We start from the raw sequence: 14,213 nt of genomic DNA, 5'->3' as shown, positions 1-14,213 counted from the left end.
GGCCATCGCCACCGCGCTGTCGGTGGTGGCAGCGCCGCCCTGCACGACGAGATCGGCGGTCGCGTCGATCAGCAACACCGGGTATGAGCCCGACCGCCCGCCGCACCCACGCCCAGGCACCGCGGCAGCCGCAGCGCGTGCCACCCTCGGCACGCCGCATCCGCCCCGGGCCGCCGACGGGCCCCCTTCCGCCGGTGCCCGAGCTGGCGCGCCGGCGGCCCGAACTGTCCGACGCCGCCCTGGTCTCGCGATCGTGGGGGATGGCGTTCGCGACGCTGGTCAGCCGCATCACCGGCTTCGCGCGGATCGTCGTGCTGGCCGCCATCCTGGGCGCGGCGCTGTCCAGCGCCTTCTCGGTGGCCAATCAGCTGCCGAACCTGGTCGCGGCGCTCGTGCTGGAGGCGACGTTCACCGCGATCTTCGTGCCGGTGCTGGCCCGCGCCGAACAGAGCGACCCCGACGGCGGCGCGGCGTTCGTGCGGCGCCTGGTCACCCTGACCACCGCGCTGCTGGTCATCGCCACCGCGCTGTCGGTGGTGGCAGCGCCGCTGTTGGTGCGGCTGATGCTCGGGCGCACCCCGCAGGTCAACGAGCCGCTGACCACCGCTTTCGCCTACCTGCTGTTGCCCCAGGTGCTGGCCTACGGCCTGACCTCGGTGTTCATGGCGATCCTCAACACCCGCAACGTGTTCGGGCCGACCGCCTGGGCGCCCGTCGTCAACAACGTCGTCGCGCTCGCCACCCTGGGCGTGTACCTGGCCGTCCCGGGCGAGCTGTCGGTCGACCCCGTACGGATGGGCAACGCCAAGCTGCTGGTGCTCGGCATCGGCACCACCCTGGGCGTGTTCGCGCAGACCGCCGTGCTGCTGGTGGCGCTCCAGCGCGAGCGGGTGAGCCTGCGCCCGCTGTGGGGAATCGACGAGCGCCTCAAGCGGTTCGGCACCATGGCGGCGGCGATGGTGCTCTACGTGCTGATCAGCCAGCTCGGCCTGGTGATCGGCAACCAGATCGCGAGCACCGCGGCGGCTTCTGGCCCGGCGATCTACAACTACACATGGCTGGTGCTCATGCTGCCGTTCGGCATGATCGGGGTGACCGTGCTGACCGTGGTGATGCCGCGGCTGAGCCGGAACGCCGCGGCCGACGACACCAAGGCCGTGCTCGCCGACCTGTCGCTGGCCACCCGGCTGACGCTGATCACGCTGATCCCGATCGTCGCGTTCATGACCGTCGGCGGACCCGCGATCGGCAGCGCGCTGTTCGCCTACGGGCATTTCGGCGGGGTCGACGCCGGCTACCTGGGCGCCGCGATCGCGTTGTCGGCGTTCACGCTGATCCCCTACGGGCTGGTGCTGCTGCAGCTGCGCGTTTTCTATGCGCGCGAGCAGCCCTGGACGCCGATCGTGATCATCCTCGTCATCACGGCGGTCAAGATCGTCGGCTCGGTGCTGGCGCCGCACCTCACCGGCGATCCGAAGTTGGTGGCCGGGTTCTTGGGCCTGGCCAACGGTGTCGGCTTCCTGGCCGGCGCGATCGTCGGCTACTACCTGTTACGGCACGCGCTGCTGCCGAAGGGTGGACACCTGATCGACGTCGGCACGGTGCGGACGATCCTGGTGACGATCGTCGCGTCGATGCTGGCCGGTCTGCTCGCTCACGTCGCCGACCGGCTGCTGGGATTGAGCCGGCTCACCGCCCACGGCGCCGGGGGCTCCCTGCTGCGCCTGCTGGTGCTGGCGGTCATCATGGCGCCGATCCTCGCGACGGTCATGCTGCGGGCGCACGTCCCCGAGGCGCAGGCGGCGCTCGCTGCCGTCCGGCGCCGAGTCCCGTGGCTCGGCGGCGATCGGATCGCCCAGCCGCCGGCCCGCAAACCGGCTGCACGTCAGGGATCGTCTCAGCGTGCCCACGTCACGTACCCTGAGCAGAGGAATTCGTCCCCGCCGGGGGTCAACGCGGTTCAGGAGCCGATCCGGCGCAGGCCTCCGGATGGGGTAGCCAGCGCCCGCGTAGCGAAAGGACCGGAGGTGACCGACCGCCCAGTGGAGAGCGCATCCGGCGCTGGATCCGGCCTGGGGTCAGGCGCCGACAGCCCGCGGCCCGTCGCGGACGATTTCCAGCCCGACATTCCGCGTGAGCCGGATCCCCGGCCGACGCCCCGCCCAGCCGACCGGCTCAACGGCGACCTCTCGGCCGAAAACCCCCGCGGCCCAAGCACATTCGACGCCGCCCGCGACCGGGTCGGCGAATCGGCGTCCGAGGACGTCCACCTTGTCCCCGGCGCGCGGATCGCCAGCGGGCGATATCGCCTGCTGGTCTTCCACGGCGGCGCGCCTCCCCTGCAGTTCTGGCAGGCGCTGGACACCGCGCTGGACCGGCAGGTCGCGCTGACCTTCGTCGATCCGGACGGAGCGCTGCCCCACGAGGTGCTGCAGGACATCCTGTCCCGCACCCTGCGGCTCAGCAGGATCGACAAGCCCGGCATCGCCCGGGTGCTCGACGTGGTGCACACCGGGTCCGGCGGCCTGGTCGTCTCCGAGTGGATCCGCGGCGGTTCGTTGCAGGAGGTGGCCGACACCTCGCCGTCGCCCATCGGCGCCGTGCGGGCGATGCAGTCGCTGGCCGCCGCCGCCGACGCCGCCCATCGCGCCGGGGTCGCCCTGTCGATCGACCACCCCAACCGGGTGCGGGTCAGCATCGACGGCGACGTCGTGCTCGCCTACCCGGCGACCATGCCCGACGCCAACCCGCAGGACGACATCCGCGGGATCGGCGCCGCGCTGTACGCCCTGCTGGTCAACCGGTGGCCACTGCCGGAGTCCGGGGTGCGCAGCGGGCTGGCATCGGCCGAGCGCGATTCCGCGGGCAATCCCGTCGAACCCATGGTCATCGACCGCGACATCCCCTTCCAGATTTCCGCGGTGGCCGTTCGCGCGGTTCAAGAGGACGGCGGGATACGCAGCGCCTCAACGCTTTTGAACTTGCTGCAGCAGGCCACCGCGGTGGCCGACCGCACCGAGGTGCTCGGGCCGATCGACGACTCGCCACCACCGACCACCGCGCGGCCGACCTCGGGCCGCGAGTATGCGAACTTTGCGCGCCGGCGCCGCAACGTGCTGATCGGCGTCGGCGCCGCCCTGGCCGTCATCGTGGTGGCCCTGCTGGTGCTGGCGTCGGTGGTGAGCAAGATCTTCGGCAATGTCGGCGGCCTCAACAAGGACGAGTTGGGGCTGAACGGGCCGTCGTCGTCGACATCCTCGTCGGCGCCGGCTTCCGCGGCGTCCGGGAGCGTCGTCAAACCCACCAAGGCCACCGTCTTCTCCCCCGACGGCGATCCCGACAATCCGGGCACGGCCGGGCAGGCGATCGACGGCGACCCCTCCACCGCCTGGGCGACCGAGGTCTATACCGACGCCGTCCCGTTCCCCAGCTTCAAGCAGGGCGAGGGGCTGATGCTGCAGCTTCCGCAGCCCACGGTGGTCGGGCAGGTCACCATCGACACGCCCAGCACCGGCACCAAGGTCGAGATCCGCTCGTCGTCGACGGCCTCGCCCGCCAAGCTCGAAGACACCACCGTGCTCGCCCCGGCCTTCACGCTCAAGCCCGGCCACAACGTCATTCCGGTCCGGTCCGGCGCGCCGACGTCGAACCTGCTGGTGTGGATCTCCACGCTGGGCACCACCAGCGGCAAGAGCCAGGCGGGTTTCTCGGAGATCACCGTTCAAGCAGCGTCCTGACGCACTCACAAACCCTGCATCGGTGAAGTGCCGCGCGACCCCCCGATTGGTTACTGTCCGGCCGTGGGTCTCGGGGGGAACAGCCAGGGCGAACGCACCGACGCCGAGCTGCTGGCAGCCCACGTCGCCGGCGACCGCCGCGCCTTCGGCGAGCTGTTCCACCGCCACCAACGGCAGCTGCACCGCCTGGCCCGGCTGACCACCCGCACCCGCGAGGATGCCGAAGACGCTCTGCAGGACGCGATGCTCTCGGCGCATCGGGGCGCGGGTTCGTTCCGGCACGACGCGGCGGTGGGCAGCTGGCTGCACCGCATCGTCGTCAACGCCTGCCTGGACCGGCTGCGCCGCACCAAGGCCCACCCGACCGCGCCGCTGGAGGACGTCTATCCGGTCGCCGATCGCACGGCGCAGGTCGAGACGGCCATCGTGGTGCAACGGGCCCTGATGCGCCTGCCGGTGGAGCAACGGGCGGCGGTGGTGGCCGTCGACATGCAGGGCTACTCGGTGGCCGACACCGCCGCCCTGCTGGGCGTCGCCGAAGGCACCGTCAAGAGCCGATGCTCGCGCGCCCGGGTCCGGCTCGCCGAGCTGCTCGGCTACCTCAACGCCGGTCCCGACCGGGCCGCACCCATGGCCGTCAAGCAGCGCATGACGGACACTGGGGCGGATGGGTGAACCCGACGACGACGAGCCGCCTTTGACGGTCGAGCTGCTGGCCGACCTGCAGGCCGGTCTGCTCGACGACGATTCCGCGGCCCGCATCCGCGGCCGGGTCCGCGACGACCCGCAGGCCCAGGGCATCCTGCGCGCCCTCAACCGGGTGCGCTGCGACGTGGCCACGCTGGGTGCCGACGACACCTCGGGTTCCGGGGCCCCCGACGTGCCGCCGGAGGTGACCGCCCGCATCTCGGCGGCGCTGGATGGGGAAGGAAACGAACCGGGCGTCGGTCTCGAGCACTCGGCGCGGCCGCACATCCGCCCCGCGCGGCTGGCCGCCGCCGTGGCCGGCGCGGGGGCGGTACTGGCGGCGATCGGGGTGGGCACGGTGGCGCTGCTCAACGCGCCGGAGCCCACCCCCAGCACCCCCGCGACGGCGCAGCACATCACGGTGTCGACACCGCCGATGGCCATCCCGCTGTCGCAGGACGAGATCCTCGAGCTGCTGAACCGCAGTCCCGACTACGGCCCGCTCGCCGATCCCGCGCGCCGCGCGTCGTGCCTCGGCGGGCTCGGCTATCCCGCGTCAACGCGGGTGCTCGGAGCGCGGCCGGTCGAGATCAACGCCCGCCCCGGTGTGCTGCTGGTGCTGCCCGCCGACACGCCCGACAACCTGGCGGTCTTCGCGGTGGCGCTCAATTGCAGCGCCGCGGACACCGGGTTGCTGGCCAACACGCAGGTCCAGCGCCCTTAGTCTGGTGCCCAGTACCCCGGGAACACCGGCGCCTACGCTGGCGTTCGTAGACGTAGCTTCCGCACCCGAAAGGCTCGAATGACTGCCGATACCCCCGCCGACACCCAGGACACCGTCCACGACGTCATCATCATCGGTTCCGGTCCCGCCGGGTACACCGCGGCCCTCTACACGGCCCGCGCGCAGCTGAAGCCCCTGGTTTTCGAGGGCACCTCGTTCGGCGGCGCGCTGATGACCACCACCGAGGTGGAGAACTACCCCGGCTTCCGCGACGGCATCACCGGCCCGGCGTTGATGGACGAGATGCGCGAGCAGGCGCTGCGCTTCGGCGCGGACCTGCGGATGGAGGACATCGAATCGGTCTCGTTGACGGGTCCGGTCAAGTCGGTCGTCACCGCCGACGGCGAGACCCATCGGGCCCGGGCCGTCATCCTGGCCATGGGCGCGGCGGCGCGCTACCTGCAGGTCCCCGGCGAGCAGGAATTGCTGGGGCGCGGCGTGAGCTCGTGTGCCACCTGCGACGGGTTCTTCTTCCGCGACCAGGACATCGCGGTCATCGGCGGCGGTGACTCGGCGATGGAGGAAGCCCTCTTCCTGACCCGCTTCGCCACCAGCGTGACGCTGGTGCACCGCCGCGACGAGTTCCGCGCGTCCAAGATCATGCTCGAACGCGCTCGCAACAACGACAAGATCAAGTTCGTCACCAACGTCGCCGTGCTCGCCGTCGAGGGCGACACGACGGTGACGGGACTTCGCTTGCGCGACAACGTAACTGGCGCGGAGTCGACGCTCCGGGTCACCGGCGCCTTCGTGGCGATCGGTCATGAACCACGCTCGGGCCTGGTGCGCGACGTCGTCGACGTCGATCCCGACGGCTACGTCCTGGTGCGGGGGCGCACCACCAGCACCTCGCTCGACGGGGTGTTCGCCGCCGGCGACCTGGTCGACCGCACCTACCGGCAAGCGGTCACCGCCGCGGGCAGTGGCTGCGCGGCGGCCATCGACGCCGAGCGTTGGCTGGCCGAGCACGAAACAACCGCCGAGGGTACCGACACACTGATTGGAGCACCACGATGACCGACGCCGAAAAATCCGGCAGCACAATAGAAGTCTCCGACGCGTCGTTCTCCACGGAGGTGTTGGGCAGCAATACGCCTGTGCTGGTTGACTTTTGGGCGACGTGGTGCGGGCCCTGCAAGATGGTCGCGCCGGTTCTCGAGGAGATCGCCAGCGAGCGCGCGGGTCAGCTCACCGTCGCCAAGCTCGACGTGGACGCCAACCCGGAGACCGCTCGCGACTTCCAGGTGGTTTCGATCCCCACGATGATCCTGTTCAAGGACGGCCAGCCGGTGAAGCGCATCGTCGGCGCCAAGGGCAAGGCGGCGCTGCTGCGGGAGCTCTCCGACGCGGTTCCGAACCTCACCTGAGGCGTTATCCGGCTCGCCACGCCGCGCCCGGGCTTAGCCTGGGGTTTTCCGAAAATTGAGAAGCGTCTGCGACAATAACGGCTAGCTGTTGCCCGTGTTCAGCCTTGTCCCGGAGGGCCCTTGGTATGTCGAGTCCGCGCCGTGTAGACGGCGACGCGCTGCGCTGTGGTGACCGCAGCGCAGCCGTGACCGAGATCCGGGCGACGCTCGCGACGCTGGGGATGCTGGACAATCCGGACGAGGACATGACCACCGGCCGGCATGTGGCCCCCGAGGTCTTCGACACCGAGCTCGATCAGGCGGTGCGCGCTTTCCAGCAGAATCGCGGGTTGCTGGTGGACGGCATCGTCGGCGAGGCCACCTACCGCGCGTTGAAGGAGGCCTCGTACCGGCTCGGCGCGCGCACGCTGTACCACCAGTTCGGTGCCCCGCTCTACGGCGACGACGTGGCGACGCTGCAGGCGCGGCTGCAGGACCTCGGGTTCTACACCGGCCTGGTCGACGGCCACTTCGGACTGCAGACCCACAACGCGTTGATGTCGTACCAGCGCGAGTATGGGCTCGCCGCGGACGGCATCTGCGGTCCAGAAACCTTGCGCTCCTTGTATTTTTTGAGCTCGCGGGTCACCGGCGGCTCACCACACGCCATCCGCGAGGAGGAGCTGGTCCGCCGGTCCGGCCCCAAATTGTCGGGCAAGCGCATCATCATCGACCCGGGCCGCGGCGGCGCGGATCGCGGCCTGATCATGCAGGGCCCGGCCGGACCCATCAGCGAAGCGGATGTGTTGTGGGACTTGGCGAGCCGGCTCGAGGGCCGGATGACCGCGATTGGCATGGAGACCTTTCTGTCCCGGCCGACCAATCGCAGCCCGTCGGACCCCGAGCGCGCCGCGACGGCCAACAACGTCGGCGCGGACCTGATGATCAGCCTGCGCTGCGAATCCCAGGCGAGCCCGTCGGCCAACGGCGTGGCGTCCTTCCACTTCGGCAACTCGCACGGTTCGGTGTCGACCATCGGCCGCAACCTCGCCGACTTCATTCAACGAGAAGTGGTGGCCCGCACCGGTTTACGCGATTGCCGAACGCATGGCCGGACCTGGGACCTGCTGCGGCTGACCCGGATGCCGACCGTTCAGGTCGACGTCGGCTACATCACCAACCCCCGTGACCAGGCGATGCTGATTTCGACGCAGACCCGCGACGCCATCGCCGAGGGCATCCTGGCCGCGGTCAAACGGCTCTATCTGCTCGGCAAAAACGACCGGCCCACAGGCACTTTCACCTTCGCCGAACTGCTGGCTCACGAGTTGTCGGTGGAACGGGCATCCCGGCTGGGCGGTTCCTAACCACCTTCCCCGGTCTGCACGCTGTTCGAGGTGACGGAGGAAGCAGCCGCACCCGCGCCGACGGGCTCCTGCAGCTGGGCGCTGGACAGCAGGCGCTCCAGCGCCGCCTCGACCTCGGCCTTCCAGCCCAGCCCCTTGTCCAGTTCCAGCCGCAGCCGCGGGAAGAACGGATGGGGCGCCACCACAACGAATCCCACGTCCTTCAAGAACTCGGCGTCGATCATGCAGTGGTCGACCGAGCAGTCGCCGAGGGCTTCGAGCACCGGCCGGACATCGGGATCCACCGTCCGCGGATCCTGCAACTCGGAGGCCTCCGGCGTGCGGCCGAAAGCCTCCAGGGCCCGGACCCCGCGGCGGACCAGCTCGTCGATGACCCGGGCGATCAGCCCGTGCGGCAGGTCGTCGGAGGCCTGCCCCGGCTCGATGTTCATCGACGTCAACAGCACGGCATCGGCGGACACCGGCGCCGTGGGAAACCGCTGGGCCCGCGGCACGGCGCGGGGCGGCGCGTAGAGGACATACCCCAGGCACGGCGGCTCGGCATGGCTGCGCTCGTCCGGGATCGCCGTCGCGACCTGACCGCACGAGCCCCACTCCAGCATCACCATCGACAGCCAGGCCTCTTTCTCGAATTCCGGGTCGGCGAGGTGGTCCTGGTTACCGAGGGTCGCCGGATCGACCTCCCAGAACACGCAGCGGCGCGCGTGCTTGGGAAGCTGCTCGAAAGCCTCGAGCCGCAAGGGCATGATTCGAGCAGACACTAGCCTCCTGGCTTCCGTCCGGTACCGCGGCCTTCCATTCTCGGGGCCACCGGCAACCCCTCCAGGATAGGAGAATTGGCCACCATCGGACCAGTGTTTGCTGCACCACTTCAACCGGCGCGGCAAACTCCGGTCGGGCACCGCGCCTCATCGGCCGCACCACGAAAGTCGCTGGGCCACATCACAACTGGGTCACGATGCGATGACGGGTGCGGCTCATCCGCATCCCGCAGCCGGCGCAATGTCACAGTGACGTAATTACACCGTGTCGCCGGTCAGGCCTTGCGCGGGGTCATCACGTCGACGATCCGCTGAAGGTCTTCCACCGAACCGAACTCGACCACGATCCGGCCCTTCCGTTTGCCCAGGCTGACCGTCACCCGCGTGTCGAACGTGTTCGACAGCCGATCGGCAACGTCCTGCAGGCCGGGCATCTGGATCGGCTTGCGGCGCTGGGGGGCGGGGCTGGCCGCGTCGCCCCGGTTGGCCAGGGTGACCGCCTCCTCGGTGGCCCGCACCGACAGACCCTCGGCGACGATCCGCCCGGCCAATTCCTCCTGAGCCTCCGGGCCTGCCTCCAGGGCCAGCAGCGCCCGGGCATGGCCCGCGGACAGGACGCCCGCCGCGACCCGGCGCTGAACCGCGATCGGCAGCTTCAACAGCCGGATCATGTTGGTGATCAGCGGCCGGGACCGGCCGATGCGGGACGCCAGTTCGTCGTGGGTGACGTCGAATTCGTCGAGCAACTGTTGGTATGCAGCCGCCTCTTCCAACGGGTTCAGCTGCACGCGGTGGATGTTCTCGAGCAGGGCGTCGCGCAGCAAGTTGTCGTCACCGGTTTCGCGCACGATGGCCGGGATCGTGGCGAGGCCCGCCTCCTGGGCCGCGCGCCAACGCCGCTCCCCCATCACGATCTGATATCGCGCACCGCCCGGCGTTCCGGTCACCGCCCGGACGACGATCGGCTGCAGCAGGCCGAACTCGCGAATGGAGTGCACCAATTCCGACAGCGCCTCCTCGTCGAACACCTGCCGGGGCTGGCGAGGGTTGCGCTCGATGTCGGTGGGCGCGATCTCGCGGTACACCGCGCCCGCCGGCGCCAGGTCCGGGCCCGGTCCCCCGATCAGGACGTCCGCCGCCGCGTCCCCCATCCGCGGACCCAGCGTCGCCGGGCCCGGGTCGCCCTCGGCGGGACCGGTGGGAATCAGCGAAGCCAGGCCGCGGCCGAGGCCGCCCTTCTTGCGTAACGGCTGCGTCATGGTCGTCCCTTCAGGATGGCGGTCAATCACGTTCGGCGAGTTCGCGACTCGCGTCGAGGTAACTCATCGCGCCCCGGGAACCGGGGTCGTAATCGATGATCGTCATGCTGTAGCCGGGCGCCTCCGAAACCTTGACGCTGCGCGGAATCACCGTCCGCAGCACTTTGGTTCCGAAGTACCGGCGCACCTCTTCGGCCACCTGGTCGGCCAGCTTGGTCCGCCCGTCGTACATCGTGAGGATCACGGTGGTGACGTCGAGTTGCGGATTGAGGTGCGCCTTCACCATCTCGATGTTGCGCATCAGTTGCGACACGCCCTCCAGCGCGTAGTACTCACACTGGATCGGGATCATCACCTCCGGCGCGGCCACGAGGGCGTTGATCGTCAGCAGCCCGAGCGATGGCGGGCAGTCGATGAAGACGTAGTCGAAGTCGAACTGGTCGAGCTCGGCCAGGGCGGTGCGCAGCCGGTTCTCACGCGCGACCATGCTGACCAATTCGATCTCGGCGCCCGCCAGGTCGATGGTGGCCGGCACGCAAAACAGCCGGGGGCTGTGTGGGCTGGGCCGCAACGCGTCCCGCAACGACACCTCGCCGAGGAGGACTTCGTAGGACGACGGGGTGCCCGCTTGACGGTCGTGGATGCCGAGCGCCGTGCTCGCGTTGCCCTGCGGATCGAGGTCGATGACGAGGGTCTTGAGCCCCTGCACCGCCAGCGCGGCTGCGAGGTTGACCGCGGTGGTGGTCTTTCCGACGCCACCCTTCTGATTGGCGACGGTGAACAGGCGGCGGTGGGCCGGCCGTCGCAGCGGCGGGTAGGTCGTGTGCAGGATCCGCATGGCCCGCTCGGCGGCGGCGCCGATCGGCGTATCGAAGTCGTCCGATGTTTCACGTGAAACATGATCGGCCCCGTGCGCGCCGTCCGGGGGCGCCGCCGTCTCGGCCGGCGCGGAACCGCCCGACCACTCGGGTGGAGAACTCACCGTGTCCCCCTGTCTGCGATACGAGTCGGTCCTTGACGCGACGGCTTTCCGCGTCGCGCTAACACCACGGTTGAGGGCGGACGCAAAAAGTTCGCGCCACATGTCACCACCCTGACATCAACGGCGCCCGCAGCCGCCATCACACGCCGGTATGTTTCCACTTCCTCGGGAGCGCGCTCCCCTTTGATGGCGACCATCCGCCCGTCGGGCCGTAGCAACGGCATGCTCCACTTCGTCAGCTTGTCCAGCGATGCGACCGCCCGCGACACCGCGACGTCCCGGGCGCCGAACCGATCCCGCACCCAACGCTCCTCCGCGCGCCCGCGCACCACCTCGACCGACAACCCTAGTTGGGCGACCGCCTCCGTGAGAAACTCGCTTCGCCGCAACAGCGGTTCCAGCAGGACGACCTCCAGGTCGGGCCGCGCGATCGCCAGCGGTATCCCCGGCAGCCCGGCACCGCTGCCGATGTCGATCACCCGCTCCCCCGGTCCGAGGAGCTCCCCGACCGCCGCGCTGTTGAGTAGGTGGCGGTCCCACAGCCGGCCGACCTCGCGGGGACCGAGGAGCCCGCGTTCGACGCCCGGGCCGGCCAACAGCTCGGCGTAGCGCCGCGCGGTGTCGATCCCCGGGCCGAAGACGGCGGTAGCCGCGTCGGTCAGGGAGCCGGGGTCGGCCGGCGCGTCGCCGGACCCCGGGCCGGTCGTCCCGTCGCCGTGTTTCACGTGAAACATCTCGCGTTCCTGTTTCACGTGAAACATCCTCGATCCCTGTGGCCGTCCGGCTGAACCCCGCGAATTACACGGCTGTGACTCGGCGCGCTAGTCGAGCAGGACAACGACGCGCCGCGACGGCTCCTGCCCCTCGCTCTCGCTGTGCACCCCCGGAACGGCTGCGACGGCGTCGTGGACGATCTTGCGCTCGAACGGTGTCATGGGAGAAAGCTCCTCGCGCTCACCGGTGTTCAGCACCCGCCGTGCCACCTTGTCGCCCAGGGCGGCCAACTCCTCGCGCCGGCGCCGGCGCCAGCTCGCGATGTCCAGCATCAACCGGCTCCGCACGCCGGTCTTCTGGTGCACCGCGAGCCGGGTCAGCTCCTGGAGCGCATCGAGCACCTCACCCCCGCGGCCGACCAACTTGTTCAAGTCGTTGCTGCCGTCGATGCTCACGACGGCCCGATCCCCCTCGACGTCGAGATCGATGTCGCCGTCGAAGTCCAGCAGGTCCAGCAGCTCCTCGAGATAGTCGCCGGCGATCTCGCCCTCGGCGACCAGTCGCTCCTCCAGGTCGTCGACTTGGTCGGCGTCCCGTTCCGCCGTCACCTCGTCCTCGGCTGCCGGCGCTTGCGTGTCGAGTTCCGCGTCAACGTCGCGTTCGGTCGTCTCGGCGTCTGTCATGTCGTTCTCTCTCTCCCTCATCCGCGGGGTTCCCGTCCGACTTGGGCCATTCGCCCGGGGTCCCCCTTAAGCTGTGGCGACGCGTCAGCGTTTTCGCCTCTTGGGTCGCGCCCCGGGTCGCGGGGTGCGATTGGTCGGTCCAGTGTTGCGAGCCGGGCTCGGCTTGTCCGGTCGCGCGGTTGCCGTTTCCGCCTCGCCCGCACCGTCGGTGGATTCCTCGGTCTCCCGCTCGGCGTCGTTGCTCGCCGTCGACGAGCCGTTGTCGCTCCCCGTTGTCGCCTTGGGGCCGCGCTTCGGTTTGGCGCCCGGCGCCGGCGCGTTGGCCGCTCGGCGCTCAACGGCTTCCTGCCGCTTCGCCTCGTCCTCTTTTTCGATCATGCCGAACACGTAATGCTGCTGCCCGAACGTCCAAATGTTGTTCGCGAACCAGTACAGGATGATCGCGAGGGGAAGGAACGGCCCGCCGACGACGACGCCCAGCGGAAACACGTACAGCGCGAGCTTGTTCATCATCGCGGTCTGCGGGTTGGCGGCGGCCTCCGGGCTCTGCCGGGCTACCGATGCGCGGCTGTTGAAGTAGGTCGCGACACCGGCGAGGATCATCACCGGGGCGCCGACCGCGATCACCGCCGGGCGGCTGAAGTGGGTGAAGGCGTCCAGCCCGGAATGTTGCGTCATGAACGCGCCGATCGGCGCGCCGAACAGGTTCGCGTCCAGGAAGTGGGCCACGTCGGACGGGCTGAAGAAGTAGTTGCCCGTCGCCCGGTTCTGGGCCACCGACAGGTGCGGCTGGCCGAAGCCTCCGGTCGTCCGGTTGAACGACCGCAACACGTGATACAGCCCGAGGAACACCGGGATCTGCGCGAGCATCGGCAGGCAGCCGAGGACCGGATTGAAGCCGTGCTCGCGTTGCAGTTTCTGCATCTCGAGCGCCATCCGCTGGCGGTCTTTGGAGTACTTCTTCTGCAGCGCCTTGATCTGCGGCTGCAGCTCCTGCATCTGCCGGGTGGTGCGGATCTGGCGCACGAACGGCTTGTACAGCAGGGCCCGCAAGGTGAACACGAGGAACATCACCGACAGGGCCCAGGCGAAGAAATTCGACGGTCCGAGCAACGCCGCGAACAACTTGTACCAAGCCCACATGATCCACGACACCGGGTAGTAGACGATGTCGAGGCTGAAGAAATCAAACAAAAGATTCACTCTCCCGTTGCTCCGGCGCGGGGTCCCCCGCTTGTCCAGTGGGGGGGCCGGCGGATTCGCAGCTCGCCCGGCATGCGTGTCGATCCGGTACCGGATCCCATCCTCCCCGATGCCATGGTCCGCATCTGGCGAGCCTGGCCGCGGCCATCCAGCTCCCCCGGACCAAGCCGTATTCGGTGAGGGCGTCGACGGCGTACTGGCTACAGGTCGGCACGAACCGACACGTCGCCGGGCGCAGCGGCGACACCATGTGCCGGTACAGCTGGATGAGGAAGATCAGTCCGCGCACCGCGGCCCGGCTCGCCGCGCGTGACCGCGCCGGTGCACTCATCGGTCGCTTCCCGCCGCGGCGAAGGCGCGACGCAAGCCCCGCCGCAGCTGCTGTTCGAGCCGGGCGGACGACGCCTGGCGGCTGCTCGGCAATGCCCGGATCACCACCCGGTCCGATTGGTGCAGATCGTCCAGCATGGTGCGGACGACGTGGCGGAGCCGACGGGCGACGCGATGACGTTCGACCGCCGACCCCACCGTTTTGGCGACGATCAGCCCGACCTGCGGACCCGCGCCGTCTTCTGGGGCGCGTCGCACATGCACGACGACGTCGGGCTGCCCCGAGCGCATCCCGTACTTCACCGCGGCGTCAAACTCCGTTGACCGCCTCATGCGGTTGCGCGCGGGAAGCACCGCTGA

General features: G+C 69.6%; 14 protein-coding genes. 6 read left to right on the top strand and 8 right to left on the bottom strand.

The features are described 5' to 3' along the window. Window positions 1-260 precede the first annotated feature (260 nt). The 6 genes from A5696_RS22610 (at window position 261) to A5696_RS22585 (ending at window position 7,921) form a co-directional block, all read left to right on the top strand. The gene (locus A5696_RS22610) at window positions 261-3,737 is read left to right on the top strand and encodes a lipid II flippase MurJ (protein WP_369803380.1); all 3,477 of its coding nucleotides are present in this window, start codon (window positions 261-263) and stop codon (window positions 3,735-3,737) included. A 63-nt stretch (window positions 3,738-3,800) separates the two neighbouring features. Next, the gene (gene sigM / locus A5696_RS22605; RefSeq protein ID WP_067883222.1) at window positions 3,801-4,412 is read left to right on the top strand and encodes an RNA polymerase sigma factor SigM; all 612 of its coding nucleotides are present in this window, start codon (window positions 3,801-3,803) and stop codon (window positions 4,410-4,412) included. Then, window positions 4,405-5,148, top strand: a complete 744-nt coding sequence (locus A5696_RS22600; protein WP_067883221.1) for a hypothetical protein — start codon at window positions 4,405-4,407, stop codon at window positions 5,146-5,148. Before sigM ends, A5696_RS22600 begins: the two co-directional genes overlap by 8 nt. 78 nt (window positions 5,149-5,226) lie before the next feature. Then, window positions 5,227-6,225, top strand: coding sequence for a thioredoxin-disulfide reductase (gene trxB / locus A5696_RS22595; protein WP_067883220.1), 999 nt, complete (start codon window positions 5,227-5,229; stop codon window positions 6,223-6,225). Next, window positions 6,222-6,575, top strand: a complete 354-nt coding sequence (gene trxA / locus A5696_RS22590; RefSeq protein ID WP_067883219.1) for a thioredoxin — start codon at window positions 6,222-6,224, stop codon at window positions 6,573-6,575. The genes trxB and trxA overlap by 4 nt, the downstream gene beginning before the upstream one ends. 125 nt (window positions 6,576-6,700) lie before the next feature. Beyond that, window positions 6,701-7,921, top strand: coding sequence for an N-acetylmuramoyl-L-alanine amidase (locus A5696_RS22585; RefSeq protein ID WP_067883218.1), 1,221 nt, complete (start codon window positions 6,701-6,703; stop codon window positions 7,919-7,921). On the opposite strand, the gene A5696_RS22580 is transcribed toward A5696_RS22585, so the two are convergent. The 8 genes from A5696_RS22580 to rnpA form a co-directional block, all read right to left on the bottom strand. Beyond that, window positions 7,918-8,682, bottom strand: coding sequence for an acetyltransferase (locus A5696_RS22580; RefSeq protein ID WP_067883217.1), 765 nt, complete (start codon window positions 8,680-8,682; stop codon window positions 7,918-7,920). The genes A5696_RS22585 and A5696_RS22580 overlap by 4 nt on opposite strands. Before the next feature lie 275 nt (window positions 8,683-8,957). Continuing rightward, on the bottom strand, window positions 8,958-9,941 hold the full coding sequence (locus A5696_RS22575) for a ParB/RepB/Spo0J family partition protein (protein ID WP_067883216.1): 984 nt from the start codon (window positions 9,939-9,941) through the stop codon (window positions 8,958-8,960). A 22-nt stretch (window positions 9,942-9,963) separates the two neighbouring features. Then, a complete protein-coding gene (locus A5696_RS22570; protein ID WP_156738550.1) occupies window positions 9,964-11,025 on the bottom strand; it encodes a ParA family protein in 1,062 nt (353 codons plus the stop codon). Then, the gene (gene rsmG / locus A5696_RS22565; protein ID WP_067883224.1) at window positions 10,920-11,657 is read right to left on the bottom strand and encodes a 16S rRNA (guanine(527)-N(7))-methyltransferase RsmG; all 738 of its coding nucleotides are present in this window, start codon (window positions 11,655-11,657) and stop codon (window positions 10,920-10,922) included. The genes A5696_RS22570 and rsmG overlap by 106 nt, the downstream gene beginning before the upstream one ends. 87 nt (window positions 11,658-11,744) lie before the next feature. Next, window positions 11,745-12,320, bottom strand: a complete 576-nt coding sequence (locus tag A5696_RS22560) for a R3H domain-containing nucleic acid-binding protein (protein WP_067883215.1) — start codon at window positions 12,318-12,320, stop codon at window positions 11,745-11,747. Between the two features lie 84 nt (window positions 12,321-12,404). Then, window positions 12,405-13,523, bottom strand: coding sequence for a membrane protein insertase YidC (gene yidC / locus A5696_RS22555; RefSeq protein ID WP_067883214.1), 1,119 nt, complete (start codon window positions 13,521-13,523; stop codon window positions 12,405-12,407). Beyond that, window positions 13,507-13,854: a membrane protein insertion efficiency factor YidD gene (gene yidD / locus A5696_RS27315; RefSeq protein WP_082969105.1), complete on the bottom strand. Its 348-nt coding sequence runs from the start codon at window positions 13,852-13,854 to the stop codon at window positions 13,507-13,509. The genes yidC and yidD overlap by 17 nt, the downstream gene beginning before the upstream one ends. Further along, window positions 13,851-14,207, bottom strand: a complete 357-nt coding sequence (rnpA, locus tag A5696_RS22550) for a ribonuclease P protein component (RefSeq protein WP_082956601.1) — start codon at window positions 14,205-14,207, stop codon at window positions 13,851-13,853. Before rnpA ends, yidD begins: the two co-directional genes overlap by 4 nt. Between the last annotated feature and the right edge of the window lie 6 nt (window positions 14,208-14,213).

The organism is Mycobacterium sp. E2699 (assembly GCF_001666745.1).
Classification (GTDB): domain Bacteria; phylum Actinomycetota; class Actinomycetes; order Mycobacteriales; family Mycobacteriaceae; genus Mycobacterium.
The sequence above is the reverse complement of the archived record's forward strand: the minus strand, read 5'-3'. Positions and strand labels throughout refer to the sequence as shown.

Excerpts from the sequence above, each read along its gene's own strand:
- A5696_RS22610 (WP_369803380.1), top strand. The coding sequence starts at position 261 with ATGGCGTTCGCGACGCTGGTCAGCCGCATCACCGGCTTCGCGCGGATC.
- A5696_RS22600 (WP_067883221.1), top strand. The coding sequence starts at position 4,405 with ATGGGTGAACCCGACGACGACGAGCCGCCTTTGACGGTCGAGCTGCTG.
- trxB (WP_067883220.1), top strand. The coding sequence starts at position 5,227 with ATGACTGCCGATACCCCCGCCGACACCCAGGACACCGTCCACGACGTC.
- trxA (WP_067883219.1), top strand. The coding sequence starts at position 6,222 with ATGACCGACGCCGAAAAATCCGGCAGCACAATAGAAGTCTCCGACGCG.
- A5696_RS22585 (WP_067883218.1), top strand. The coding sequence starts at position 6,701 with ATGTCGAGTCCGCGCCGTGTAGACGGCGACGCGCTGCGCTGTGGTGAC.
- A5696_RS22575 (WP_067883216.1), bottom strand. The coding sequence starts at position 9,941 with ATGACGCAGCCGTTACGCAAGAAGGGCGGCCTCGGCCGCGGCCTGGCT.
- A5696_RS22570 (WP_156738550.1), bottom strand. The coding sequence starts at position 11,025 with ATGTGGCGCGAACTTTTTGCGTCCGCCCTCAACCGTGGTGTTAGCGCG.
- rsmG (WP_067883224.1), bottom strand. The coding sequence starts at position 11,657 with ATGTTTCACGTGAAACACGGCGACGGGACGACCGGCCCGGGGTCCGGC.
- A5696_RS22560 (WP_067883215.1), bottom strand. The coding sequence starts at position 12,320 with ATGACAGACGCCGAGACGACCGAACGCGACGTTGACGCGGAACTCGAC.
- yidD (WP_082969105.1), bottom strand. The coding sequence starts at position 13,854 with ATGAGTGCACCGGCGCGGTCACGCGCGGCGAGCCGGGCCGCGGTGCGC.